Consider the following 25,922-nt stretch of genomic DNA (forward strand, 5'->3'; position numbering starts at 1 on the left):
TTATCAGTTTATTTTGAAAGGTATAGTTTTCTTTTTTTATAATCTATAATTGCATTGCCTTCTTCTAAAACATCGGCACCAATGATTCCGTTTACAGGCTTGGCATCTTGTTTTGTTAATGCGTTGTTTATATGTGAAATATCAATTAAAACCAACGGGACTTTTTTAATTTTAAAATCACCTATTTCAATTTTATTTTTCTTTGAAATTTGAGTGTCAATTTCTTCAGGACCAGCTCCTGCCGCTTTGTGTTCAGATTCTTCCGTTTTTAGATTAAAAGTTTCAATTTCATCAAAACCAACACAGGAATTTGAAGCTCCAGTATCTAAAATAAATCGCCCTTTTACACCATTTATTTTGGCTTTTATCTCAAAATGATTGGTGGCAATTTTTTTTAATTTAATGCTAATGTATTTTTTATTAATTAAAAAATCTTTTAAGGTCATGCTTATATAACAGATTTGAATTGTTCTAAAAATCTGATATCATTTTCAAACAACATTCTAATATCTGGAATTTGATACAACAACATTGCAATTCGTTCAATACCCATCCCAAAAGCAAATCCGCTATATTTTTCAGAATCTATTTTTGTGTTTTTCAATACATTGGGATCAACCATGCCGCAACCCATAATCTCTAGCCAACCCGTACCTTTGGTAATTCTGTAATCGGTCTCGGTTTTTAATCCCCAGTAAATATCAACCTCTGCACTAGGCTCGGTAAACGGAAAATACGAAGGACGTAACCTGATTTTAGATTTTCCGAACATTTCTTTGGTAAAATAGGTCAAGGTCTGTTTCAAGTCGGCAAAAGAAACATCGGTATCAATATACAAACCTTCTACTTGATGAAAAATACAATGCGAACGTGCTGAAATATCTTCATTTCTAAAAACACGTCCTGGAGAAATAGTTCTAATTGGCGGTTTGTTGTTTTCCATATACCGGATTTGAACAGAAGAAGTATGCGTTCTCAAGAGCATATCTTTTTGCACATTTTTATGTTTTTCAACAAAAAAGGTGTCCTGCATGTCTCTAGCAGGGTGGTATTCCGGTAAATTTAAAGCGGTAAAATTATGCCAATCGTCTTCAATTTCTGGCCCTTCAGAAATGGTAAACCCAATACGTGAAAACACCTCAATAATTTGATTTTTTACTATGGAGATAGGATGTCTTGCTCCCAGTTCAATAGGTTCAGCAGGTCTGGTTAAATCGCCATAACTATTTTTTTGTTCGGTAGTGTTTACAAGAGCATTGGTTAAAGTTTCAACTTTTTGTTCAGCATTGGTTTTTAAAGTGTTTAACGCTTGACCAAACTCTTTTTTTTGCTTCGGGTCAACGTTTTTAAACTCAGCAAATAAACCCTTTAATATGCCTTTACTACCTAAATATTTTATTCTAAACACTTCTATTTCTTCCTTTGAGCTGGAATTAAAAGCATTGATGTCGTTAATGTATTCTTTTACTTTGTCTAACATTGATTGCTTAACTTGGTTTGCAAATTTACTATTTTTAGTCAATTGATAGGAATAGTTTTTTTATTATTCTAAAGTTATTGAATTATAATAAATGGATGTATGTCCACGGCGTATCTTAGAATTACAAAGTACGTCATTCTGAATTTATTTCAGGGTGACGTAGTAGTCATTTGATAAAAAAGGATAGACAAACAAATAAATTGTGTTTTTAAATTACGAAAACCATAATTTAACTACATTTGTTAGTAATATATTTGATAAAATCATAAAACCAAGCTATACAAATTATGGAATCTAAAATAAATGCTTTTATGGACGAGGTGAGAAAACGTAATCACCACGAGCCTGAATTTTTACAAGCGGTACAAGAAGTTGCTGAAACAGTAATACCTTACATTGTTGATAAAGAAATTTATTATGGCAAAAATATTTTATTAAGAATGGTAGAGCCAGAGCGATTAATTTCGTTTCGCGTGGCATGGGTAGATGATGACGGAGAAATTCATGTAAACAGAGGGTATCGTATTCAAATGAATTCAGCCATTGGGCCTTATAAGGGAGGTTTACGATTTCATCCAACCGTAAATGCAAGTATTCTAAAGTTTTTAGCTTTTGAACAAGTCTTTAAAAATAGTTTAACAACGTTACCAATGGGTGGTGGAAAAGGAGGCTCAGATTTTGACCCTAAAGGAAAATCTGATGATGAGGTAATGCGTTTTTGCCATGCTTTTATGCTAGAATTGAATAGACATATTGGCCCAAATACGGATGTGCCTGCTGGCGATATTGGAGTGGGAGCAAGAGAAATCGGATACTTATTTGGCATGTACAAAAGAATTAGAAATGAGTTTACAGGTGTTTTAACAGGTAAAGGCCGTTCTTGGGGTGGCTCGTTAATTAGACCAGAAGCAACAGGTTACGGAACAGTTTATTTTGCCCAAAGTATGTTACAAACACAGGATAAAGATTTTAAAGGTAAAAATGTCGTTATTTCTGGTTCAGGTAACGTGGCACAATATGCTGCTGAAAAGGCAATCCAATTAGGGGCTAAAGTGTTAACGCTTTCAGATTCTAAGGGTTATGTTGTAGATGAAGAAGGGATTGACCAAGAAAAATTGGAATATGTAATGGATTTAAAAAACAATAAAAGAGGTCGTATTTCTGAGTATGCAGATAAATATGCTTCAGCAACATTCCATAAAGGTAAAACGCCTTGGGAAGTTAAATGTGATATTGCCTTGCCCTGTGCCACTCAAAACGAATTAAATGGTGACGATGCAAAAACATTGATTAAAAATGGTTGTATTTGCGTGGCAGAAGGTGCAAATATGCCTTCTACACCAGAAGCGATGCATGAATTTCAAAACGCAAAAATTCTTTTTGCACCTGGTAAAGCTTCAAATGCCGGTGGTGTTGCTACTTCTGGATTGGAAATGTCACAAAATTCGTTACGAATAAGTTGGTCTAGAGAAGAAGTAGATGATCGCTTAAAAGGAATTATGGAAGATATACACAACTCTTGTATTGAGTACGGAAAAGAAGAAGATGGCTATTGTAATTATGTAAAAGGTGCAAATATTGCTGGGTTTGTAAAAGTTGCGGATGCGATGTTAGCTCAAGGGGCAATTTAGATAAATAATTCATAATAATACGCTTAACAGTATTGTGATTATACATGCATTAGGCAAAATAAGATAGCCAAAAAACATGAATCTCAATTTATTTGATAAGTATTCTGACAGATATCCTATCAGTTCAAATACATCCAAAAGAGAATTACACAAAATTCTTAAGCATGAAAACTTAAGTATAATTCAATTTGTTGATCCAATTGAAAATGTTCAAGTTTTCAAAAATATAGAGTCAGTTATTCTTAAAGAAAAACCAAACATAGAATTAAGAGCTTTTGGTCATTATGGAAAAGTGTGTGACTTAAAATTTCTTGAGCATGTTCCCTCTTTAAAAAAATTCTCGGCTGATTGTTTAATGGACGCAATTAACCTCGAAAGCATAAATGAACTCCTGAAACTTGAGGAATTAAGTATTGGAATATTTAATCTGACCGACTTTAATTTTCTAAATAAAATTACACCAGAAATTAAATCTCTTTTTATAGGAAGAACTGCTTCTAAGAAACCAAACGTTTCTGCTATTTCTCGATTTTTTGAATTAAAATATCTATACCTAGAAGGACATAACAAAGGTATTCAAGAAATATCAAAACTTTCCAAATTGGAAGAAATTGTTCTACGTTCAATTTCAACCGAAAATCTTGATTTTCTGAAAAACTTACAGAAACTATGGTCTGTGGATATCAAGCTTGGTGGAATAAAAAATTTTGATGCATTAGCGGAAATTAGAGGTGTAAAATACTTGGAATTATGGCAAGTAAGAAATTTAATGGACATCAGTTTCATTTCGAGAATGACCGATTTACAAAATATTTTTCTTCAATCTCTACCGAATGTTGAAGAATTACCAAATTTTGAAAAAAATAAAAAATTGAGAAGAATAGGTCTAGAAAATCTTAAAGGTTTAAAAAAGATAAATTCGTTAGAATTTGTCGAAAAATTAGATGAATTCTTCTTTTTTGATTGTTCTCAACTCCAGCCTGAGGATTTTATTCCTTTATTTAAAAATAAAAATTTAAAATATGCTTCCGTTTATTTCGGAAGTGATAAGAGTAATGATCAATTTAAGAAATTATTAATAGAATATCGGAAATTAGAATACAAAAGAAAGAAATTTAATTATATTTCCTAATGATAGCTATAATTAATTGTGGCGGAATTTTCTAACCGAGAATTCCTAACTTTAAACCATAGCCGAAAAGTTACAATTTCTTTCAAAACTAAAAAGACTAATAAAACATCTAAACAAAATTCAAACACTATGAAACACACAATTATTCTGGCTGTCATAATGTTATTCAGTTTGGTTGGATCACCCTTGTTTGCTCAAGAGGATAGTTTTATTAAGGACTATTTAGAACGATTGGAGAATTCTCGTAAGTATTTACTTCTTGTGGCAGAAAAAATGCCAGAGGATAATTATAACTTTAAGGCCTCCGAGGAATCATTATCCTTTGCTGAAAATTTAATGCATATAGGCTATGCTGTAGATTGGCACAGTCAGTCATTATTAGGTGGACGAGAATCTAGGGATTGGAAAACGGACACCATTTTTAAGGTTGGTAATAAATCTAAAAAAGAAATGATTGCAACAATTAATAAAACATTTAATGAAACCATAAAACTAATTAATCAATTTGATACAACTAAATTAGATGACAAGCTAGACTATTTTGGTTTGAATAGAACAAAAAGACAAATTTTCTTACTACTAGCTGATCACATAACTCACCATAGAGGGCAGATGCTTGTTTACATGAGATTAAACGGTCTTGTTCCACCCAGATACGTTTTGTTTCAGTAATTTAAACTAATCTTGATAATAGTCTTAACTACCACGACTAAATAATTGTTATCTTTGTGTTTAATGGCTTAGCGAATGTCAAAAAAGACCCTTCCAGATTTAAAAACATACATATTTGAAGATTTTGCATTTGAACAATTAATGCAAAACAGAATTAACAAAGTACTTATTGTTTGTTCCAATTACGATTACTACATGTTAGAGGAAGATGGTAGAATTGACGAACGTATTTTCAACGAATATACCGCGTTAAATTTAAGATATCCACCTACTTTTTTGCATGCCAACTCTACAAAAAAAGCACTAAAAACATTAAGTTCTGATAAGATTGATTTGGTAATTACCTGGTTGGATATTGGCAGTTACAAAGCATTTGAGGCTTCCATGCAGTTAAAAAAAGCATTTCCAAATGTACCAATTGCTGCATTGAGCCATTATTCGTCAGAACTCAGAAAAAAAATATTAAGTGAGAATACGGGTATTATAGATTATGTGTTCCATTGGAACGGAAATGTAGATATATTTTTAGCCATAATAAAATTGGCTGAAGATAGATTAAATGCTGATAAAGATATTAATGAAATTGGGGTAAAAGCTATTTTATTGGTAGAAGATTCGCTTCGGTTCTACTCAAGATATTTACCTGTTATCTATAAGATTATTCTAAAACAAACGCGATCGTTTATGTCCGAAGGGTTAAACGAGCACCGTGCCATGAATTTGATGCGTGGACGGCCAAAAATTTTATTAGCAACCAATTTTGAAGAAGGTTTGGCATTGTTTGAAAAATACCAGGCAAATCTTTTAGGTGTAATTTCAGATGTAAACTACTATAAAGATAAAAACAGAAACCCAGAGGCGGGGTTTGAATTATTAAAACATATCAGAAATTTAGTCAGATATTTTCCCGTTTTAATCCAGTCTTCCGATAAGGACAACGAGCAAAAAGCCTTAGAACTAAAAGGGAAATTTTTATGGAAACATTCTGAAACCATTGAATTAGAGCTGAAAAATTACATTACCAAATACTTTTCCTTTGGTGATTTTGAATTTTGGGATCCTGAACAGCATAAAGTGTTGGCAACGGTTAAGGATTTGAATGCTTTTCAAAAGGCATTGACAATTGTTACCAAAGAAGCCATAACCTATCATGCCATCAGAAGTGAATATTCAAAATGGCTGCGATCTCGAGCTCTTTTTCCGTTGGCAAATTTATTTCATAATGTAGAATATGCCGATTTTGAAGATGCTGAAGAAATTAGAAATTTTTTAATAGAGGCTATAAAGGTCTATCGTATTTACCGAGCCAGAGGCGTTATTTCTAAATTTAACAAAGACAAGTATGATAAGTATTTAGGCTTTGCTAGAATTGGGGACGGAGCATTAGGCGGAAAAGGTAGGGGGCTTGCCTTTATCGATTCGTTTTTAAAACGTAACCGTCTCTTTAAAAAGTATGATGATATTATTATTTCCATACCTAGAACTGTAGTGCTGAGTACCGAGGTTTTTGATGAATTTATGGAGCAGCACAAGCTTTTCAGATTTGTGGCCGATTGTGATGATGATGATAAAATTTTAAATGAATTTATTTCAAAGCCGTTACCAATTTGGGTAATGGAAGATATAAAAGCATATTTAAAGGTAACCAAATACCCAGTAGCGGTACGTTCCTCTAGTGTGTTGGAAGACTCACATTATCAGCCTTTTGCAGGGGTTTTTGCTACATATATGCTGCCCAAGGCTAAAACGAAGAAAATGCTGGAAATGGTTTCCAAAGCGGTAAAATCCGTATTCGCTTCCGCATTTTTCCAAAATAGTAAATCGTACCTGAAAGCGACATCCCATACGGTGGAGGAAAACAGAATGGCGGTTATACTGCAGGACATCACCGGCACTCAATATGACGATGTCTATTATCCGAATATTTCAGGAGTGGCACGTTCTATAAATTTTTATCCTATAGGTAATGAAAAACCCAATGAAGGTATTGCCAGTATTGCTTTAGGTTTGGGCGAGATAATTGTTGGAGGCGGCCAAACCTTACGGTTTTCTCCTTATCATCCTAAAAAAATAATCCAGTTATCAACTCCTGGTTCGGCTCAACGAGATACGCAACAGTATTTTTACGGTTTGGATATGAACCCTGATAGTTATGTAGTTTCTACAAGTGAAACCGTCAACAAAAAGAAAATTACCATAAGAAAGGCTGAAAATCACGGTTCATTAAAATTTGTGGCATCTACTTACGATTTGCAAAATAATATGATTAGACCCGGGGTTATGCATGACGGGATTCGTGTTATTACTTTTGATAATATTTTAAAATACGGAACTTTTCCCTTAGCGGAAATACTTAAAGATTTGCTGCGTATAGGTCAACGAGAAATGAGAAGTCCAATAGAAATAGAGTTTGCCGTAAAGTTAGATGTACCTCATGGCAAACCAAAGTATTTCAGTTTTTTGCAAATTAGACCCATAGTAGAAAGTAATGAAACCTTAAGTGAGTTGCCAAAGAATTTTGATATGTTGGATACTATAATTTATTCGGAATCTGCATTGGGAAATGGTAAGTACGAAGATATTTCTGATTTTGTTTATGTAAAACCCGAAACTTTTAACTCGGCAAGTACAAGACAGATTGCATCAGCCGTTGAGCAGATAAATAAAAAGTTCACAGAAGAGAACAAAAAATATATTTTGGTTGGTCCTGGTAGGTGGGGTTCCAGTGATCCATGGTTGGGAATTCCTGTAATTTGGCCCCAAATTTCAGCAGCAAAAGTAATTGTAGAGGCTGGACTTAACGATTTTAGGATTGACCCAAGTCAAGGCACCCATTTTTTTCAAAATCTAACCTCATTTAATGTTGGGTACTTAACCATAAATCCGTTTTTAAACGATGGCCATTTTGATGTTGATTATTTAAACAAACAAGAGGCAGTCTATGAAGATGATTTTTTAAGACACATACGGTTTAAAAAACCACTTACTGTAATTATTGAGGGCAAAAATAACAAGGCGGCAATTTATAAATCAGGATTTGAATTTGAAGAGAATAAATCAGAATTGGAAAGTTCTTTGGATGAATTGCCTCCTGATGGATTTATGTGAATTTGAGGATATAATATACAACTGTATATTATTTATTTCCAATTGTCAAATTGCAAAAATAATTGCACTTATTTTGCTGAAAATAGAATTTAATAATTGTAATTTTGCTATCGGTTATACGTTTTAATTTTAATAAAATACATAAACATGAATGTAAAAGAAATTTTAACCAACTTAGAAACAAAACACCCAGGAGAAAAAGAGTATTTGCAAGCTGTGCATGAGGTGTTAGAGTCCATAGAAACCATTTATAATGAAAATCCACAATACCGAGCGGCTAAAATTATTGAAAGATTAGTTGAGCCCGATCGTGTTTTTACGTTCAGAATATCTTGGGTTGATGATAATGGCGATGTTCAGGTCAATTTAGGGTATAGAATTCAGTTTAATAATGCTATAGGTCCTTACAAAGGTGGCATTCGTTTGCATCCAAGTGTGAATTTGAGCATTCTTAAATTTTTAGGATTTGAACAGATTTTTAAAAATGCCTTAACCACATTACCAATGGGTGGTGGAAAAGGAGGTTCTGATTTTAACCCAAAAGGAAAATCAGATGCGGAAATTATGCGTTTTTGTCAAGCTTTTATGCTAGAACTTTGGCGAGTTGTAGGGCCTAATACTGACGTTCCTGCCGGAGATATTGGTACTGGCGGAAGAGAAATAGGCTTTATGTATGGGATGTACAAAAAATTACAACAGGAACATACTGGAGTATTTACTGGTAAAGGTTTGAATTGGGGCGGAAGCTTAATCAGACCCGAAGCTACGGGTTTTGGAGGTACGTATTTTACCAAAGAAATGTTAGATACTAAAAAAGATAGTTTTAAAGGTAAAACGGTTACCCTTTCAGGCTTTGGTAATGTAACCTGGGGTGTTGCACTAAAAGTTACAGAATTGGGTGGCAAAGTGGTGACTATTTCTGGTCCTGACGGTTATGTGTATGACGAAAAAGGGCTAGATGCTGATAAAATTGATTACTTATTAGCGTTAAGGGCTTCGAATAATGATATTGTTTCTCCTTATGTTCAAGAATTTCCTGAGGCTAAATTCTATCCAGGAGAAAAACCTTGGGTGGTAAAATGTGATATTGCCATGCCTTGTGCCATACAAAATGAATTGAATGGTGAAGATGCTGAAAAATTGGTAGCTAATGGAGTTAAATATGTTGCAGAAGTCTCTAATATGGGTTGTACGCCAGAAGCTATTGATGTATTCCATAAAAACAAAATATCCTATGCTCCTGGAAAAGCCGTAAATGCGGGCGGCGTTGCCGTTTCTGGATTGGAAATGTCTCAAAATGCTATGAAACTGAATTGGACCATTGAAGAGGTTGACGAAAAATTACGTCAAATAATGACTTCCATACATACTGCTTGTACAAAATACGGAACAGAACCTGATGGATATGTAAACTATGTAAAAGGAGCAAATATTGCTGGGTTTATAAAAGTAGCAGATGCCATGATGGATTTGGGAGTAGTTTAAGGAGAAGTTAAATTTTTGAGATTAAATTTAAAGAGAAGACCTCACAGGTTTTTAAAAAACCTGTGAGGTCTTTTTGTTCTCGCCAGAAAACTAAGCCCATAATTTTTTTCCTATTTTTGATTATGTCTTTGTTACCTCCCTATCGAAAAATAATCCATGTTGATATGGACGCTTTTTATGCTTCTGTAGAGCAACTGGATAATCCTGAATTAAGAGGTAAGCCCTTAGCAGTTGGTGGAGGTGGTAAAAGAGGTGTAGTATCAGCAGCTAGTTATGAGGCTCGTAAATATGGGGTTCGTTCGGCAATGAGCGGTGTATTGGCTCGAAAAAATTGTCCACATTTAACTTTTGTAAAACCTCGTTTTTCTCGTTACAAGGAAATTTCGTCACAAATTAGAAATATCTTTAGTCAATATACCGATTTGGTAGAACCACTGTCTTTAGATGAAGCATATTTGGATGTAACTGAGAACAAGAAGAACTTTCCTTCGGCGACGATATTGGCTCAAGAAATTAGACAACAGATATTTGATGAGGTGGGTTTGAATGCTTCTGCGGGTATATCCGTTAATAAATTTGTGGCAAAAATTGCTTCTGATATTAATAAGCCCAATGGACAAAAAACGGTTCCACCAGAAGAAGTACTCGGTTTTTTAGAAAGTTTAGATGTTAAAAAATTCTATGGTGTGGGCAAGGTTACAGCTGCTAAAATGTACAATTTAGGAATTTTTACCGGAAAAGATTTAAAGCAAAAATCTATTGAATTTTTGACTAACCATTTTAAAAAATCCGGAAAACATTATTATCATATTGTTAGAGGAATCCATAATAGTAAAGTCAAACCTAATAGAATTAGAAAATCCGTTGCAGCTGAACATACTTTTTACAATAACCTTACTTCGGAAATTTATATGCTTGAAAAGTTAAAGCAAATAGCTGAAGAATTAGAAAAGCGATTGCTAAAATCGAACATTTCTGGCAAAACGATTACACTTAAAATTAAGTATAGCGATTTTTCAGTTCAGACTCGAAGCAGGACATTGCCCTATTTTATAAAAGATAAAAGCATGCTGTTAGAGAATGTTAAAGAATTACTATATCAAGAAAAAGTACATGAATCTGTAAGGTTATTGGGTATTTCGCTGTCTAACCTAAGTACAAATACAATTGAAAAAGAAAAACCAGTTGAAGTACAGTTAAAATTAGAGTTTTAAATTGTTACTTTGGAATAATTTTTGTAGTTTTAAACGAAAGATAAACAGTTAAAAAATGAGAAATTTAATTTATATTTTAGGGATAGTAGGTTTTTTTATTGTGAGTTGTGGCACACAACAAACAACAGCGTCTAATGAAGAAAAAGAAAAGCCCGTGCGAATTGCCAATGATAGTTTGGAATATGAAATTACCATTATAGATCCTGGTTTTACTAATTATTTGATAACTGCAAAACCAGAGAGTTATTATAACCAAAGTTCTTTAGAAACTAGAAATAGAGTTATGGTTATGGAATGGAACAATAGATTCAGAAATCCAACGCAGTATAATACTGATATTTACGGAAATGAAATTGACTATCAGGCTAATATAGACTATGGTATGGAAGTCAATTATAAACTCTATCAATATTTTCAGTTTGCACAGAAAAAATACGGTATGCGTTTAAGCTCTTTTAGGGTTGATTAAAAAGCAAATCGCTGTGGTCCGCCACGTCTTATTTCTTCGTTGGCAATTTCTTCAAATTTATTAAAGTTTTCTCTAAAGGCATTTGATAATTTAAAAGCCATTTTATAATATGCTTCGTCATTGTTCCATGTAGTACGCGGACTTAAAACTTCGGTTGGAACACCTGGGCAACTCCTAGGTTGAGCCACACCAAACACGGAATGTATATGATAATCTTTATAATTATAAGGGCCTAAATCACCATTTAAGGCGGCGTTAATCATTGCTCTAGTGTATTTTAATTTCATTCGTGTACCAACACCATAAGGGCCTCCAGTCCAGCCCGTATTTATCAACCACACATTAACGCCAGATTCTTTCATTTTTTTGCTCAACATTTCTGCATATTTTGCAGGATGCAAAGGCATAAAAGGAGCTCCGAAACAAGCAGAAAATGACGGTACGGGTTCTGTAACACCAGCTTCTGTTCCAGCAACTTTTGCCGTATAACCTGAGATAAAATGATAAGCAGCTTGATTAGGTAACAACCTTGAAATTGGAGGCAAAACTCCAAAGGCATCAGCGGTTAAAAAGAATATATTTTTAGGATTATCTGCTAATGAAGGAATTTTTATATTATTGATGTGGTGAATGGGGTAGCTCACTCTAGTATTTTGTGTAATAGAAATGTCAGAGAAATCTACTTCGTTAGTGCCTGGTTTACAAACTACATTTTCTAAAATTGCCCCAGGTTTTATTGCCTTAAAAATATCGGGTTCGTTTTCTTTAGAAAGATTAATTACCTTGGCATAACATCCGCCTTCAAAATTAAAAATGGTATTGTCTTTAGCCCAGCCATGTTCGTCATCGCCGATTAATTTTCTATCAGGATCGGCAGATAATGTAGTTTTACCCGTACCCGAGAGCCCAAAGAAAATTGCCGTCTCGCCGTTTTCGCCAACATTGGCAGAGCAGTGCATAGGCAAGGTTTCTTTTTCAACGGGTAATATAAAGTTTAAGGCAGAAAAAATACCTTTTTTTATTTCGCCAGTATAACCGGTACCACCGATAAGAATTACTTTTCTTTTAAAATTTAAAATAGCAAAATTATGTTGTCTGGTTCCATCTTCTTTGGCAACTGCCATAAAGCTTGGAGCTTGTAATATCAACCATTCGGGTTGAAAGAGTTCTAGCTCGCTCTCATCTGGCCTTAAGAACATATTATAAGCAAATAAGTTTGACCATGGCAACTCGGTAATTATTCTAATGTTCATTCTGTACCTATCATCTGCACAAGCATAGGCATCACGTGCATACAGTTCTTTACCCGACAAATGGTCGATTACCTTATCATAAAGTTGGTCAAATTTTTTAGATTCAAAAGGTAAATTGATGTTACCCCACCATACTTTATCAGTTGTTAAATCGTCTTTAACAATAAACCTGTCTTGAGGAGATCTACCCGTAAATTCGCCAGTGTTTACCATTAACGCCCCAGAATCGGCTATTTTACCAAGCCCTTTTTCGACACAAATTTTGGTAAGCTCTTCGGGAGAAGAATTCCAATGTGTTTTAGCATTGGTTATCCCGTAATTTTTTAAAATAGCATTTATTGATTTCGTAGAATCTTCCATGTATATACGTTGATTTTGGGTTGCAAAATTAAACAATAATAGTTTTTACGAAAACGTTTGCGTATTTTTTTTATTTCTTAATAAAATTCATCAGCATTACCAACCATCCAGCCATAAACAACAATCCACCTAAAGGTGTAATAAACCATATTAACTTTGGATTAACACCGCCAGCAGTTATTAAATAAATAAAACCCGAAAAAAATAAAATTCCCATAAAAAACAACCAACTTATCATGTTCTTTGCTTTAGCGTTAAAACTAGAATAAGTATTAACGAATAGTAAAGCCAAAACATGGTACATTTGATATTTAACTCCAGTTTCAAAACTTTGCAAGGCATCTGCTCCTATTTTTTCTTTAAGAGCATGTGCACCAAAAGCTCCAAATATGATAGCAAGCAAACCCAAAATTGCTGTAATTGACAAGTTTGTTTTCATCTTATGATCTTTAATAAATAGCAAAAATAGTATATATTTACAAGACTAAAGTTCATACTTTTAAATAGTATTGTTTTGAAAAATAAAAGTTTAAAATTGGTTTTTCGTTCTCCGTATTTGCATGAAGCTCAAATTGCAAAGGCTAAATTAGAAAGTGAGCATATTAACAGTTATTTGGTTGATGAAAATTTAACTTATACTATTGGTACCGCTTTTATAGAAGATTATAAATTAATGGTTGATAGTACCGATTTTGACAGTGCACTATCTATTTTAAGTTTACATAAAACTTAAGCTTTTATTCAAGTAAAAATCCCTAAATTTTTATACTTTCGTCTAACAATTACTAGAATCTATGCGTAACATCTTAATTATTGGTGCAGGACGTTCGTCAGCATCGCTTATCAAATATCTTTTACAGAAATCAGAAAGTGAAAAGCTGCAAATTACAATTGCTGATATTTCTATTGATTTGGCTGAATCTATTATAAAAAATCATAAAAATGCTAAAGCCATAGTTTTAGATATTTTCAATGAAAATGATAGGGTTTCAGCTATTAAAAATGCTGATATTGTGGTTTCTATGTTGCCTGCTAGATTTCATATGGAAGTAGCCAAAGATTGTATTAAATATAAAAAGAACATGGTTACTGCCTCATATGTTTCTAAAGAGATGAAAGCGTTAGATGTTGCCGTTAAAGAACAAGGGCTTATTTTTATGAATGAAATAGGTTTAGATCCTGGGATTGATCACATGAGTGCGATGAAAGTTATTGACAGAATTAGAGAAAACGATGCAAAAATGTTGCTTTTTGAATCGTTTACAGGAGGACTGGTTGCTCCAGAGAGTGATACAAATTTGTGGAACTATAAATTTACATGGAATCCAAGAAATGTAGTTTTGGCCGGGCAAGGTGGTGCGGCTAAATTCATCCAAGAAGGTACATTTAAATACATACCTTATCATAAATTATTTAGACGAACGGAATTTCTAAATATTAATGGGGCAGGTACTGGAAAATTTGAAGCCTATGCCAATCGAGATTCTTTAAAATATATAAAAACCTATGGCTTAGAAAATATTTTAACAATGTACAGAGGCACAATCAGACGTGTTGGTTTTTCAAGAGCTTGGAATATGTTTGTGCAATTAGGTATGACCGATGATAGTTATGTTTTAGAAGGTTCTGAACATATGAGTTATCGTGATTTTACCAATGCTTTTTTAGCGTACAATCCCAATGATTCTGTTGAATTAAAGTTGCGATCTTACCTTAAGATAGACCAAGATGATGTAATGTGGGAAAAGCTATTGGAACTGGATATTTTCAATCCAAATAAAAAAGTTGGATTGAAAAATGCCACACCGGCTCAAGTATTGCAAAAAATTTTAACGGACAGTTGGACATTGCAAAAAGAGGATAAAGATATGATCGTGATGCACCATAAGTTTGGTTATGAATACCAAGGCGAAAAAAGACAAATAGAATCAAGTATGTCTGTTATTGGCGAAAATCAGACTTATACAGCTATGGCAAAGACGGTAGGATTGCCAGTAGCCATTGCTACGTTGTTAATCTTAAATAAAAAAATAACTACACCTGGAGTACAAATTCCGATTACAAAGGAAGTTTATACACCAATTTTGGATGAATTAGAAGAAAATGGTATTGTATTCAGCGAAATTAAAGTGCCATATTTGGGGTATAATCCTAATAGTGTAGCGGGCTAATAACTATTTTTTACATTTTTAAATAAAAATCCTTAACCAAGTTTATATATTCACTTGTATATTGATGGCGTGCAGTTTCAATTATTAAACTCTCAATTATTACATCTTTTTTGATGGATGAGAATTCAATTAGACTTCTTTTTGTTTCGGAAGTTGGCGTGCCTTTAACATTGCATATTTTATTGACAAAAAGATTGTGTTTTTTTGCTAAGCTAATAAAATTTACTTTATCCATAAAGGGAATAATTACAGAAAAAATTCCGTTTTCGCTTAGTAATTTTGATACAGATGCTAGTAATATTTTAAAAGATAACGAACCTGTAAAACGAGCTTCATTTCTAGCCTCATCTTTACTTTGAAACGAATTATTGTAAAATGGTGGATTGGAAACAATCAAATCGTACTTATCTTCGATTTCATTTGCAAATTCTTCTATAGAAGTATGATAGCAATATAATCTATCTCCCCAAGGCGAATTTTCAAAATTCTGTACCGCTTGCTCAAAAGCATTATTGTTAATTTCAATGGCATCTATAAGTTCTGCATAGCTACGTTGAGCCAATTGTAATGCAATTATGCCAGTACCTGTACCAATATCAAGGATAGAATTGGGTTCGTTACATAGTGAAGCCCAAGCCCCGAGTAAAACGCCATCAGTACCAATTTTCATTGCACATTGGTCTTGATGAACAGTAAATTGTTTGAACTTAAAAGGGTTATTCATTCAAATACATTTCGATTAATCCTTCGGGTGTCTCAACAATAATTTTTTTGTTTTCACGATCTACTTTCTTGATAAAATCATCAATCATTGGTATTAGAATTTCATTTTCTCCATTTTCTATTACAAAAAGTGGTTGAGCCGTTTTGTCGTTAATACCAACAAGCGTTCCTACCATACCATAATTAACATCTTCAATTTTAAAATCAATAACTTCATGATAATAGAATTTATTTCCTGCTAATTTTGGCAATAAAGTTAGGGGGAGGTAAACATCGCATTTTATTATTGAATCGGCGTCTTCTTCTGTTGTAAAATCCTCAAATTTTACCCGTAATTGATTGCCTTTTTGTAATAGGCTTTTTTCAATAAAAAAAGGAATAAAATTATTTCCAACATCCAAAAAAACAGCATCTATGTTTTGATACAAATCGGGTTCATCTGTATCTAATTTTATTACCACTTCACCTTTAAAACTGTGTTTTCTGACTACTTTACCTAAATAAAAACAATCTTTTTTTTGCATAATACAAATTAAAAAAGCCCAACAAAATTTGTTAGGCTTTAAATATAAGGTATATAAAGTAAATTTATTCTTCTTCGCTTGATGCTTCAGTAGCTTCTTCTTTTTTGGCTTCTACATCTACTTTTTCAGCAACTGGAGCTTGTGCTTCGGCTGCAGCTTCATCAATAGTTTGTGGTGCGTCCTCGGCAACGGCTTCGGTAGCGGTTTCAGCTTCTTCTGTTACTTCTTCAACAGGAATAGCTTTCGCTTTTCTCGCTTCGTTAGCTTCTTTTTCAGCTTCAAGAGCTTTCGCTTTCGCTTTTGCATCAGCCTTAGATAAACCTTCTACTTTTGCACTAATTCTTTTAGCTTTATCTTCTGCCCAAGCATTGAATTTTTCTTCGGCTTGTTCTTCGGTTAAAGCACCTTTACGTACACCGCCTGCTAAATGATTTTTCAATAACGCACCTTTATACGACAAGATAGCTCTTGCAGTATCAGTAGGTTGAGCTCCATTTTGTAACCATTTTACAGCTCCATCAATATTCAAATCAATTGTTGCAGGGTTAGTGTTAGGGTTGTAAGTTCCTAATTTTTCTAAAGACTTACCATCTCTTTTTGAGCGTGAATCTGCGGCAACGATCCAATAGAATGGTTTTCCTTTTTTACCGTGTCTTTGTAATCTAATTTTTACTGGCATTTGTTGTTAATTGTTTAAGGTACACGACCTTGATTATTAATTATATATTCACTTTCTCGAAGTGGGCTGCAAATATACTATGTTTTTTTGTTTTATAATCTATTGTTGAAGTTATTTTTCACCTTAAGTTAAAAAGAGGCATTCTCCGCAATAATACGAAATGATACATATTATATTTAGATGCCCTTTTCCCTAACGCCAAACTTAACCCCATGCCACCAACATAGTGGACCTAAGAGAAAAAACGCAAAACCAGGCAATCCAAAACTCATTCCTAAATTTAACCTAGCAATAATTATAGATATGATACCTACAATTACAAATATGCCGAAATGTCTAAAGTAGAATCGCATTTCAGTTCGTTTATTTACGTCAGGGCTTTTCCGCGAAGCATAAAAATACAATAATGAAATAAAAAGAAAAACCAAAGTAAAGCCCAAGCCATATAATTGGAACAATTCTGAAAATTCCTGCATGGAATTAATTTTGCCCTTACCTACGGTCAGGTTTGCTAAAAACTTAAGCGGATAGACAAAAAACAATATTACAAAGAGCAAAGCCATATTTAAAGCAATGATCCAATTGTCAATTTTTTCAATTCTTCTAAAAAAATTATAATGAACTTTCCATATTAAAATCAACCCCAAAAAGCTGACCGCAAAACTGAAAAAACCGACCAGATTCTCTTTTAACACAGCAAAACTTTCAGGAACATCCAAAGAAACCACAACCAATGTAGCGGCAAATGCAAAAATGGAATCACTGATAGATTCTAATCGACTTTTTGACTGTTTTAGTATTGGCATTATTTAATTACAAGTTTTTTTGTGGCATTCTCTTTTCCGCCAGAAATCCTCAACATATATTCTCCTTTTGGTAAATAATACTTTCCACTATCGGCTTTTTTTAATTTAACTTTTTTCTTGCCAAAATAACTTTTTACGCTTTTTGGTGTAACCGAAAAGTCGTAATCAGTATAATTAAATCCCATGTCGGCTTTTAAGGTTTTACTGTACAATACATTTTTTTCATCGGCTAAAACTTCAAGTTTAATATTACCTCCGTTTGAAACAAAATAAGCAACATCTATTTTAGGTTCGTAAGGTTCTGAAAATTGGCTCCAAGAACTTCCCCAACGCGAAGAATGTCTGGTTTCAGGTAACTCAAAGAGCGTAATGGCTTTGTTTTTTATATTGTTGTATTTCTGCAAGGGAGCAATATTCGCTTTATAAATAGAACGCCCGTGTGTACCAATAATCAAGTCTTTTTCGCGTTCTTGGAGTACCAAATCGTGTACCGCTACTTTAGGAATTCCATTTGAAAATACTTGCCAGTTATTGCCTTTGTCAAAACTTACAAACACTTCGCTGTCGGTACCCAAATAGAGTATGTTTTCATCAGTCGGGTCTTCTTTAATTACGTTTACGGAATAATCGGGCAATCCGTTGCCTATTGATTTCCAAGTGTTGCCCATATCTTCACTGACATAAACAAAGGCTTTAAAATTGTCACTTCTATATCCGTTTAAAGTAGCATAAACTCTATTTTTTTCGTGTTGAGAAGCAATGACGCGAGACACCCACAATCCTTGAGGTAAATTATCGGAAACTTTTGCCCAACTGTTGCCGCCGTCTTTTGTAATGTGAATTAACCCGTCATCACTCCCAGTATAAATCATTCCGAATTGAAATGGACTTTCGGAAATGCTTGTGAGCGTTCCGTAAGGTACATTCCCTTTTTTACCGCCAGTGGTCAAATCGTCCGAAATCACATCAAAATTTTTGCCCTTGTCCATAGAACGCAACAACTTGTTGGCTCCCATATATAAAATGTCTTGATTATGAGGTGATAATAAAATTGGGGTTTGCCAATTGTATCGGTAAGGAGCATCGCCCAATTCATGTTTAGGATGGATGCTCAAACGCTCACCTGTCTCTAAATTAAGTCGGTAATAGTAGCCAAATTGTGAACCAGAATACACAATATTATTGTCTCTGCTGTCAATTTGAACCTGCATACCATCACCACCGCCTATTCTTTTATAAGGATATTGCCCGCTACCTTCCCATCTTTTGGAAGCCTTGTAATTGCTCGGTCCATACCACACGCCATTATCTTGAAATCCGCCAAACACGTTGTACGGTTTTTTATTATCAACATTTACGTAATAATATTGCCCTACTGAGGGAGAGTTATTTTTAATCCAATTTTCACCATCATCATAGGTAATATTTACGCCACCATCATTTCCGTTAATAATATGGCCTTCATGCTTTGGATTTATCCATAATGCTTGATGGTCGGCATGTACATTTTCTTTGCCGATGGATTTGAACGTTTTACCCCCATCATCTGTTTTTAATAAAGGAACACCACCAATATATACTTTGTTTTCGTTGGCCGTATTCACGCCTATTGTACCAAAATAGTATCCGTAAGAGCTATACACGCCATCCAAATAGCCATCATGAGTTTTTGCCCAAGATTTGCCACCATCTGTAGATTTGTACAACTCTGCACCAATGACTGGTGAGTTAAACAAAAGAGCATTGGCATCTACTAAATACATTTTTAAGTCAACGGGTTTAACTTTTCCGTTTTTGACCATTTCTTTTACTTTTTTAGCTTCATATTTTTTAGGGAAACCATTTGTTTTGAGGTAATCGTTTAGTTTTTTATTGTCAAGAGCTATAAAATCGGCATTGGTCATACTTTCAAAATCCTCTTTTTTTAAACTTTCTGACTTTTCTTTTTTCTCCTTCTCTTTTGGCCTTCTGTTCTGATTATCTAAAAAAGCATAAATGGTAGTGTCATTATATGTCGCTAATCCGATCCTTCCAACACCAGCATCAGATGGAAAACCACTATTTGTATTGGTCATTTTAGTCCATGTAGAACCACCATCTGTACTTTTGTAAATGGCAGAATTTTGTCCGTCTCCATCAAAATCCCATGCTTTACGTATTCGCTCCCAAGAAGCGGCATACATAATATCTGGGTTGGTAGGCGATACCGAAATGTCAATTACACCAGTATTTTCATCAATAAACAATACATTTTTCCATGTTTTTCCGCCATCAATAGTTTTAAAAATGCCACGTTCGGCATTTGGGGTGTACAAATGTCCAATGGCACCAACTACTAGTTCGTCAGGATTGTTTTTATTGATTATCATTCGTCCAATGTGGTGCGAATCTTTCAAACCAACATTTGCCCATGTTTTGCCTTTATCCGTGCTTTTTAGAATTCCGATACCTGCATACGACGAACGTGAAGAATTACTTTCACCCGTACCGATATAAATAGTGCCAGATTTCCAATCAACGGCTACATCTCCCATGTTTTGAGTTGGTGCATTTTCAGTAACCGCAGTAAAAGAAGTACCATTGTTATTGGTGTACCATAACCCGCCCGAGGCATAGGCCACATAAAATTCGGTAGGTTGGTCTGGGTTTACATCAAAATCCACAACACGCCCACTCATAACCGTTGGACCAATATTGGTAAAAGGTACGTTTTGTACTATAGACTGGGCAAAAAAGTTAAAAGAAAGTAATAAAAGGATGAGAAAAAGCAGCTTTTTTTTCATGATGATTGGTTTAGTTTTTTGTTGATGTTCAAATATAAAGAAATAGACACTAATTTAATGAATTGACATGAGTTAATTCTTGTAGAGGAATTTTTTAATGTAAGTATTGTCCCTTGAGCCCTGATAGCTATCGGGGGTTAAGGGTGTTCACACAATGTTTTTCACGCAAAATCCGCAGAGGTAAAACGCAAAGTCCACTAAGAATTTTATGGTAATTTTAACCTTTTGCGTTCTTTGCGAAAATCTTAGCGACCTTTGTGTGAAACCTTTATACAAATCTTTTTATCCAAACGGTCCTGTTAATAAAAACCCTAAAATTCCTATTTAAATTCCCATCCAAAACACTATTTTTAAAATCTCTAATTAGTAGAAAAATCACATTAATTTATGTACTTAATATTTGACACCGAAACCACAGGGTTGCCTAAAAAATGGAATGCCCCAATTACTGATACGGACAATTGGCCTAGGTGTATTCAAATAGCTTGGCAACTGCATGATAGGTACGGTGAACTGATAGAAAGTCAAGAGTTTTTAATTAAACCAGAGGGATTTAACATCCCATATGATGCAGAGCAGATTCATGGTATTTCAACAGAGCTTGCACAGGAAAAAGGCGAGGATTTAGAAACAGTTTTATACAAATTTAACCACGCTTTATCAAAAACGACTTTTGTAGTGGGACAAAATGTAGGTTTTGATTTGAATATAATGGGTTGCGAGTATTTCCGTCTAGGGATTGATACAAAACTGAACGACCTTCCCATTTTAGATACTTGTACAGAAAAAACAGCAGCTTTGTGCCAAATTCCCGGTGGTAGAGGTGGTAAATTTAAGTTACCTACGCTAACCGAATTACACGAGCACTTATTTAACACACCTTTTGCCGAGGCTCATAATGCTGCTGCCGATGTTGAAGCCACAACACGATGCTTTTTTGAACTGATTAGAAAACGTGTTTTTACCAAAGAAGAATTAGATGTTGATGCTAATTATTTTGAAGAGTTTTCTAAAGAAAATCCTCAGGAAATAGAACTTATTGGGCTACAACATATCAATCTTAAAAAGGAGAGCAACAAACTTAAGAAGAAACACAAAAAAACGGGTGCAGGCCTTGAAAGTACAAGTTTTGGAACGGACATAGACTTAACTAATTTTTCATTTTCTCACCTGCACAACCATTCCCAATTTTCTATTTTACAATCAACGGCCAGTATTAAAAAATTGGTGGAAGCCGCTGTAAATGATAAGATGCCAGCGGTAGCCTTAACCGATACGGGTAATATGATGGGTGCTTTTTATTTTGTAAAAGAAGTATTGAACAGTAATAAAAACAACGAGCATCAAATAAAGCCCATTGTGGGTTGTGAATTTTTTGTTTGTGAAGATCATAAAAATAAATCTGTAAAGGACAATGGCTATCAAATGGTGTTATTGGCCAAAAACAAAAATGGCTATCATAATCTAGCAAAAATGGCATCTACAGCCTATATAGATGGTTTTTATTACGTGCCAAGAATTGATAAATCAGTCGTTGAAAAATATAAGGAGGATGTTATTGTATTAAGTGGAAATATGTACGGTGAAATTGCTTCTAAGATTCTGAATATGGGTGAAAACCAAGCAGAAGAAGCATTAGTCTGGTGGAAAGATACCTTTGGAGATGATTTTTATATTGAGCTTAACAATCACAATCAGGAAAACGAACAACATGTTAATAGTGTTTTAATTGAATTTTCTAAGAAGCATGGCGTAAAATTAATTGCGGCCAACAATACTTATTATATTGATAAATCAGACGCTGATTCACATGATATTTTATTATGTGTTAAAGATGGCGAAAAAATAGCTACACCAAAGGGAAGAGGAAGAGGTTTTCGTTACGGATTGCCCAACGATGAGTATTACTTTAAGAGTCAGGAGGAGATGAAGCAATTGTTTCGTAAAATTCCCGAAGCCATTGCCAATATTCAAGAAATTGTTGACAAAATTGAAGTTTACACCTTGGCACGTGATGTGTTGTTGCCGAAGTTTGACATTCCAGAGCAGTTTATCGATCCCAAAGATGCCGAAGACGGAGGCGTTCGTGGTGAAAATGCTTACTTAAAGCATTTGACTTTTGAGGGTGCTAAAAAACGCTACGGTACGCTGGATAAAGAAACTCAAGAACGTCTTGATTTTGAATTGGAAGTAATACAAAATACTGGCTATCCAGGGTATTTTTTAATTGTATGGGATTTTATCGCAAAAGCAAGGGAAATGGATGTTTCTGTTGGACCTGGACGTGGTTCTGCAGCGGGATCAGCTGTAGCATATTGTTTGGGAATTACCAATATTGATCCTATAGCATACGATTTACTTTTTGAGCGGTTTTTAAATCCCGATCGTGTTTCGTTGCCAGATATTGATATTGATTTTGATGATGAAGGGAGGCAAAGGGTAATTGATTATGTAATTGATAAGTACGGTGCCAATCAAGTGGCACAAATTATCACATATGGTACCATGGCCGCTAAATCTTCAATAAGAGATACTGCTAGAGTCTTGGATTTACCTTTGATGGATGCGGATAGAATTGCAAAGTTAATTCCGAATACCAAATTAGCTACCATTTTTGGCGAGGACGAAAAGAGTGTCGCTAAAATAAAAGCAATGCGTAACGACGAAATATTACGTGTTAACGAATTGCGGAATTTAGCAGAAGGCGAAGGTATAGAAGCCCAGACGATTACGCAAGCAGTGGCCTTGGAAGGTTCGGTTAGAAATACGGGAACTCACGCTTGTGGAGTAATTATTACACCAGAAGATATTACCAATTTAATTCCTGTTGCTACTGCTAAAGATTCTGAACTTTATGTAACTCAATTTGACAACAATGTTGTTGAAGATGCGGGTCTATTAAAAATGGATTTTTTAGGCTTAAAAACCCTGACTTTAATAAAAGACACGGTTAAAATCATTAAAGCGTTACACGGAAAAGTTTTAGATCCTGATGAGTTTCCTTTGGATGACGAAAAGACTTATGAACTTTTTCAACGCGGTGAAACTGTTGGTATTTTTCAGTACGAATCGTTGGGGATGCAAAAGCATATGAAGCATTTAAAACCGACTGAGTTTGCCGACTTAATTGCAATGAACGCTCTGTACCGTCCAGGACCTATGGAGTATATTCCGCTCTTTATTCAGCGTAAACATGGTATTGAAGCCATTGAATATGACCTTCCAGAAATGGAAGAATACTTAAAGGAGACTTATGGTGTTACGGTATATCAAGAGCAAGTGATGTTATTGTCACAAAAGTTGGCGGGTTTTACCAAAGGTGAAGCCGATGTGTTGCGTAAAGCAATGGGGAAAAAGATTTTTTCGTTATTGGAAAAGTTAAAACCAAAATTTATTGAGGGCGGTGCAAAAAATGGACACCCAGCCGAAATCTTAGAGAAAATTTGGAAAGATTGGGAGGCTTTCGCGGCTTATGCTTTTAACAAATCGCATTCTACCTGTTATGCATATATTGCTTATCAAACAGCATATTTAAAAGCACATTATCCTGCTGAGTACATGGCAGCGGTCTTGTCAAATAATATGAATGACATTAAGCAGGTTTCTTTCTTTATGGATGAATGCAAACGTGCAGGGATAGAAGTGCTGAGTCCAGATGTAAACGAATCGTTTTACAAGTTTGCGGTAAATAAAGAAGGAGCTATCCGTTTTGGTATGGGAGCCGTAAAAGGTGTTGGTGCTAGTGCAGTTGCTGCTATAGTTTCAGAACGGAAAGAGAATGGTCCATTTACTTCAATTTTTGATATGGCAAAACGAGTTGATTTACGCTCTACTAACAAAAAAGCCTTTGACGGATTAGTGTTGGCTGGTGCTTTTGATTCTTTTTCGGATACCCATAGAGCTCAATATTTTGAGTTGGATGAACGTGGACAAACTTTTATAGAACGTGCTCTCCGTTTTGGTAATAAATATCAAGAAAATAAAAATTCGGCACAAATTTCTATGTTTGGCGAGGCTTCTGAGATTCAATTTGAAGAACCTGTTATTCCCAATTGTGAACCTTGGGGTGTAATGGAAAAGTTGGCCAAGGAAAAGGAAGTTATCGGAATTTACATATCCGGTCATCCGCTTGACGACTATAAAACTGAACTCAAATATTTCTGTAATGCCCCCATTAGTGCTTTTAATGATTTACAGCAATTATTGGATAAAGATTTAACCATTGCAGGTATTGTAACCGATGTGCAACACAGAATTTCCAAAAATGGAAAAGGTTGGGCAGCTTTTACAGTTGAAGATTATTCCGATGCCCATGAATTTAGGATGTTTGGTGAAGATTATCTAAAGTTTAAGCATTTTTTAATTCCCAATTCATTTTTGCATATTAAAATATCTGTACGGAAAGGGTGGCGTGAAGGTGATGTGAGAATGCAGTTTAACCATATACAAATGTTACAAGATGTATTGGAGGTCTTAGCAAAAAAGTTGACCTTACAATTGGATATTTTGGAACTTAATGATGAAAGAATTAATACTTTGGAAGAACTGTTGGAAGATCATAAAGGCAAAGACGTATTGAATTTTATGGTCTATGACAGAGAAGAAAAATTGAAATTGCAAATGCCAAGTAGAACTGCAAAAGTGAAAATTTCTCAAGAATTGTTAAATGAATTGGATGTCAGAAAACTAAGATATAAACTGAATTAATGAATAAAGCATTTTTAGATAATTTAGTAAATAACCCAAGCTCTAAATATGGAAAAATATTTGCGATAAGTATTCAGATTCTGATTGTTATTGCCATTATTACATTTTCTGCTGAAACTGTACCTGATCTAAAACCTGAAACTAGAAGATGGCTTAGTATTATAGAAGTTATATGCGTAGTTATTTTTACTATTGAATATTTCTTAAGGATTTATGTTGCTCAGAAAAAGTTAAAGTTTATTACCAGTTTTTTTGGCATCATAGATTTATTGGCAATACTACCTTTTTACCTATCAACGGGAATTGATTTACGTTCTTTAAGGGCTTTACGTTTTTTAAGACTGTTCAGTATTTTTAAAATTATCCGATATAATACTGCTATCCGTCAATTTACCAGAGCAATAATTTATGCTAAAGAGCAGATTCTACTTTTTTTGTTTATCACACTTATATTAATCTATTTGTCGGCTGTTGGAATTTATTATTTTGAAAATGCCGCCCAACCCGAAGCTTTTTCTTCAATTTTCGATAGTTTGTGGTGGGCAATTATAACGCTGACAACTGTAGGTTATGGAGATGTGTATCCAATCACAGTAGGTGGTAGGGTTTTTACGTTTATTATTTTAATGATTGGTTTAGGTATTGTAGCCATTCCAACGGGTATTATATCTTCTGCCTTGACACAATCAGTAGAGGAAAAAAAGGAAGATAGTTAACTTTATTAT

Annotated in this window: 20 protein-coding genes; 11 read left to right on the forward strand and 9 right to left on the reverse strand. The window is 34.3% G+C overall.

Annotated elements, in window-relative coordinates; translation table 11 throughout:
• Nucleotides 1–8: 8 nt before the first annotated feature.
• Complete coding sequence (locus U5A88_RS01555; protein ID WP_354203283.1) at nt 9–446, reverse strand: retropepsin-like aspartic protease family protein; 438 nt, start codon at nt 444–446, stop codon at nt 9–11.
• Nucleotides 447–448: 2 nt separating this feature from the next.
• Nucleotides 449–1,480, reverse strand: coding sequence for a phenylalanine--tRNA ligase subunit alpha (gene pheS, locus U5A88_RS01560; RefSeq protein ID WP_354203284.1), 1,032 nt, complete (start codon nt 1,478–1,480; stop codon nt 449–451).
• 287 nt (nt 1,481–1,767) lie between these two features.
• Between pheS and gdhA (U5A88_RS01565) the strand changes: the two genes are divergently transcribed.
• From gdhA (U5A88_RS01565) to U5A88_RS01595, 7 genes are all read left to right on the forward strand, one after another.
• A complete protein-coding gene (gene gdhA, locus U5A88_RS01565; RefSeq protein ID WP_354203285.1) occupies nt 1,768–3,111 on the forward strand; it encodes an NADP-specific glutamate dehydrogenase in 1,344 nt (447 codons plus the stop codon).
• A gap of 76 nt (nt 3,112–3,187) precedes the next feature.
• On the forward strand, nt 3,188–4,243 hold the full coding sequence (locus tag U5A88_RS01570; RefSeq protein ID WP_354203286.1) for a hypothetical protein: 1,056 nt from the start codon (nt 3,188–3,190) through the stop codon (nt 4,241–4,243).
• A 129-nt stretch (nt 4,244–4,372) separates the two neighbouring features.
• Nucleotides 4,373–4,915, forward strand: a complete 543-nt coding sequence (locus U5A88_RS01575) for a DinB family protein (protein WP_354203287.1) — start codon at nt 4,373–4,375, stop codon at nt 4,913–4,915.
• Between the two features lie 75 nt (nt 4,916–4,990).
• Complete coding sequence (locus U5A88_RS01580) at nt 4,991–8,023, forward strand: PEP/pyruvate-binding domain-containing protein (protein WP_354203288.1); 3,033 nt, start codon at nt 4,991–4,993, stop codon at nt 8,021–8,023.
• A gap of 147 nt (nt 8,024–8,170) precedes the next feature.
• Nucleotides 8,171–9,508 carry an NADP-specific glutamate dehydrogenase gene (gdhA, locus tag U5A88_RS01585; RefSeq protein ID WP_354203289.1) on the forward strand — a complete coding sequence of 446 codons (1,338 nt, stop codon included), beginning with the start codon at nt 8,171–8,173 and terminating at the stop codon, nt 9,506–9,508.
• A gap of 122 nt (nt 9,509–9,630) precedes the next feature.
• Entirely contained in the window at nt 9,631–10,722 is a 1,092-nt protein-coding gene (dinB, locus tag U5A88_RS01590; protein ID WP_354203290.1) for a DNA polymerase IV, read from the forward strand.
• 55 nt (nt 10,723–10,777) lie between these two features.
• Nucleotides 10,778–11,191, forward strand: coding sequence for a DUF6146 family protein (locus tag U5A88_RS01595; protein ID WP_354203291.1), 414 nt, complete (start codon nt 10,778–10,780; stop codon nt 11,189–11,191).
• Here the strand turns inward: U5A88_RS01595 and pckA are convergent.
• Nucleotides 11,188–12,804, reverse strand: coding sequence for a phosphoenolpyruvate carboxykinase (ATP) (gene pckA / locus U5A88_RS01600; protein WP_354203292.1), 1,617 nt, complete (start codon nt 12,802–12,804; stop codon nt 11,188–11,190). The two genes, U5A88_RS01595 and pckA, sit on opposite strands and share 4 nt — an antisense overlap.
• 70 nt (nt 12,805–12,874) lie before the next feature.
• On the reverse strand, nt 12,875–13,243 hold the full coding sequence (locus tag U5A88_RS01605; protein ID WP_354203293.1) for a DUF423 domain-containing protein: 369 nt from the start codon (nt 13,241–13,243) through the stop codon (nt 12,875–12,877).
• A gap of 75 nt (nt 13,244–13,318) precedes the next feature.
• Between U5A88_RS01605 and U5A88_RS01610 the strand changes: the two genes are divergently transcribed.
• The gene (locus U5A88_RS01610; protein ID WP_354203294.1) at nt 13,319–13,537 is read left to right on the forward strand and encodes a putative signal transducing protein; all 219 of its coding nucleotides are present in this window, start codon (nt 13,319–13,321) and stop codon (nt 13,535–13,537) included.
• A gap of 61 nt (nt 13,538–13,598) precedes the next feature.
• Nucleotides 13,599–14,975 carry a saccharopine dehydrogenase family protein gene (locus U5A88_RS01615; RefSeq protein ID WP_354203295.1) on the forward strand — a complete coding sequence of 459 codons (1,377 nt, stop codon included), beginning with the start codon at nt 13,599–13,601 and terminating at the stop codon, nt 14,973–14,975.
• Nucleotides 14,976–14,985: 10 nt separating this feature from the next.
• Here the strand turns inward: U5A88_RS01615 and U5A88_RS01620 are convergent, their stop codons facing one another.
• The 5 genes from U5A88_RS01620 to U5A88_RS01640 form a co-directional block, all read right to left on the reverse strand.
• Nucleotides 14,986–15,699, reverse strand: coding sequence for a tRNA1(Val) (adenine(37)-N6)-methyltransferase (locus U5A88_RS01620; RefSeq protein ID WP_354203296.1), 714 nt, complete (start codon nt 15,697–15,699; stop codon nt 14,986–14,988).
• Nucleotides 15,692–16,222: a ribosome maturation factor RimM gene (rimM, locus tag U5A88_RS01625; RefSeq protein ID WP_354203297.1), complete on the reverse strand. Its 531-nt coding sequence runs from the start codon at nt 16,220–16,222 to the stop codon at nt 15,692–15,694. The genes U5A88_RS01620 and rimM overlap by 8 nt, the downstream gene beginning before the upstream one ends.
• Nucleotides 16,223–16,286: 64 nt before the next feature.
• The gene (locus tag U5A88_RS01630) at nt 16,287–16,901 is read right to left on the reverse strand and encodes a 30S ribosomal protein S16 (protein WP_354203298.1); all 615 of its coding nucleotides are present in this window, start codon (nt 16,899–16,901) and stop codon (nt 16,287–16,289) included.
• 176 nt (nt 16,902–17,077) lie between these two features.
• Entirely contained in the window at nt 17,078–17,707 is a 630-nt protein-coding gene (locus tag U5A88_RS01635; RefSeq protein WP_354203299.1) for a TMEM175 family protein, read from the reverse strand.
• Entirely contained in the window at nt 17,707–20,490 is a 2,784-nt protein-coding gene (locus tag U5A88_RS01640) for a VPS10 domain-containing protein (RefSeq protein ID WP_354203300.1), read from the reverse strand. The genes U5A88_RS01635 and U5A88_RS01640 overlap by 1 nt, the downstream gene beginning before the upstream one ends.
• 387 nt (nt 20,491–20,877) lie before the next feature.
• Between U5A88_RS01640 and dnaE the strand changes: the two genes are divergently transcribed.
• On the forward strand, nt 20,878–25,197 hold the full coding sequence (dnaE, locus tag U5A88_RS01645; RefSeq protein ID WP_354203301.1) for a DNA polymerase III subunit alpha: 4,320 nt from the start codon (nt 20,878–20,880) through the stop codon (nt 25,195–25,197).
• Nucleotides 25,197–25,913, forward strand: a complete 717-nt coding sequence (locus tag U5A88_RS01650; RefSeq protein ID WP_354203302.1) for an ion transporter — start codon at nt 25,197–25,199, stop codon at nt 25,911–25,913. Before dnaE ends, U5A88_RS01650 begins: the two co-directional genes overlap by 1 nt.
• The last annotated feature ends 9 nt before the right edge of the window (nt 25,914–25,922 follow it).

It is taken from the genome of Aureibaculum sp. 2308TA14-22, from assembly GCF_040538665.1.
Lineage (GTDB): Bacteria > Bacteroidota > Bacteroidia > Flavobacteriales > Flavobacteriaceae > Aureibaculum.

Coding starts and splice junctions, on each gene's coding strand:
- U5A88_RS01555 (WP_354203283.1), bottom strand. CDS start 446: ATGACCTTAAAAGATTTTTTAATTAATAAAAAATACATTAGCATTAAA.
- pheS (WP_354203284.1), bottom strand. CDS start 1,480: ATGTTAGACAAAGTAAAAGAATACATTAACGACATCAATGCTTTTAAT.
- gdhA (WP_354203285.1), top strand. CDS start 1,768: ATGGAATCTAAAATAAATGCTTTTATGGACGAGGTGAGAAAACGTAAT.
- U5A88_RS01570 (WP_354203286.1), top strand. CDS start 3,188: ATGAATCTCAATTTATTTGATAAGTATTCTGACAGATATCCTATCAGT.
- U5A88_RS01575 (WP_354203287.1), top strand. CDS start 4,373: ATGAAACACACAATTATTCTGGCTGTCATAATGTTATTCAGTTTGGTT.
- U5A88_RS01580 (WP_354203288.1), top strand. CDS start 4,991: ATGTCAAAAAAGACCCTTCCAGATTTAAAAACATACATATTTGAAGAT.
- gdhA (WP_354203289.1), top strand. CDS start 8,171: ATGAATGTAAAAGAAATTTTAACCAACTTAGAAACAAAACACCCAGGA.
- dinB (WP_354203290.1), top strand. CDS start 9,631: ATGTCTTTGTTACCTCCCTATCGAAAAATAATCCATGTTGATATGGAC.
- U5A88_RS01595 (WP_354203291.1), top strand. CDS start 10,778: ATGAGAAATTTAATTTATATTTTAGGGATAGTAGGTTTTTTTATTGTG.
- pckA (WP_354203292.1), bottom strand. CDS start 12,804: ATGGAAGATTCTACGAAATCAATAAATGCTATTTTAAAAAATTACGGG.
- U5A88_RS01605 (WP_354203293.1), bottom strand. CDS start 13,243: ATGAAAACAAACTTGTCAATTACAGCAATTTTGGGTTTGCTTGCTATC.
- U5A88_RS01615 (WP_354203295.1), top strand. CDS start 13,599: ATGCGTAACATCTTAATTATTGGTGCAGGACGTTCGTCAGCATCGCTT.
- U5A88_RS01620 (WP_354203296.1), bottom strand. CDS start 15,699: ATGAATAACCCTTTTAAGTTCAAACAATTTACTGTTCATCAAGACCAA.
- rimM (WP_354203297.1), bottom strand. CDS start 16,222: ATGCAAAAAAAAGATTGTTTTTATTTAGGTAAAGTAGTCAGAAAACAC.
- U5A88_RS01630 (WP_354203298.1), bottom strand. CDS start 16,901: ATGCCAGTAAAAATTAGATTACAAAGACACGGTAAAAAAGGAAAACCA.
- U5A88_RS01635 (WP_354203299.1), bottom strand. CDS start 17,707: ATGCCAATACTAAAACAGTCAAAAAGTCGATTAGAATCTATCAGTGAT.
- U5A88_RS01640 (WP_354203300.1), bottom strand. CDS start 20,490: ATGAAAAAAAAGCTGCTTTTTCTCATCCTTTTATTACTTTCTTTTAAC.
- dnaE (WP_354203301.1), top strand. CDS start 20,878: ATGTACTTAATATTTGACACCGAAACCACAGGGTTGCCTAAAAAATGG.
- U5A88_RS01650 (WP_354203302.1), top strand. CDS start 25,197: ATGAATAAAGCATTTTTAGATAATTTAGTAAATAACCCAAGCTCTAAA.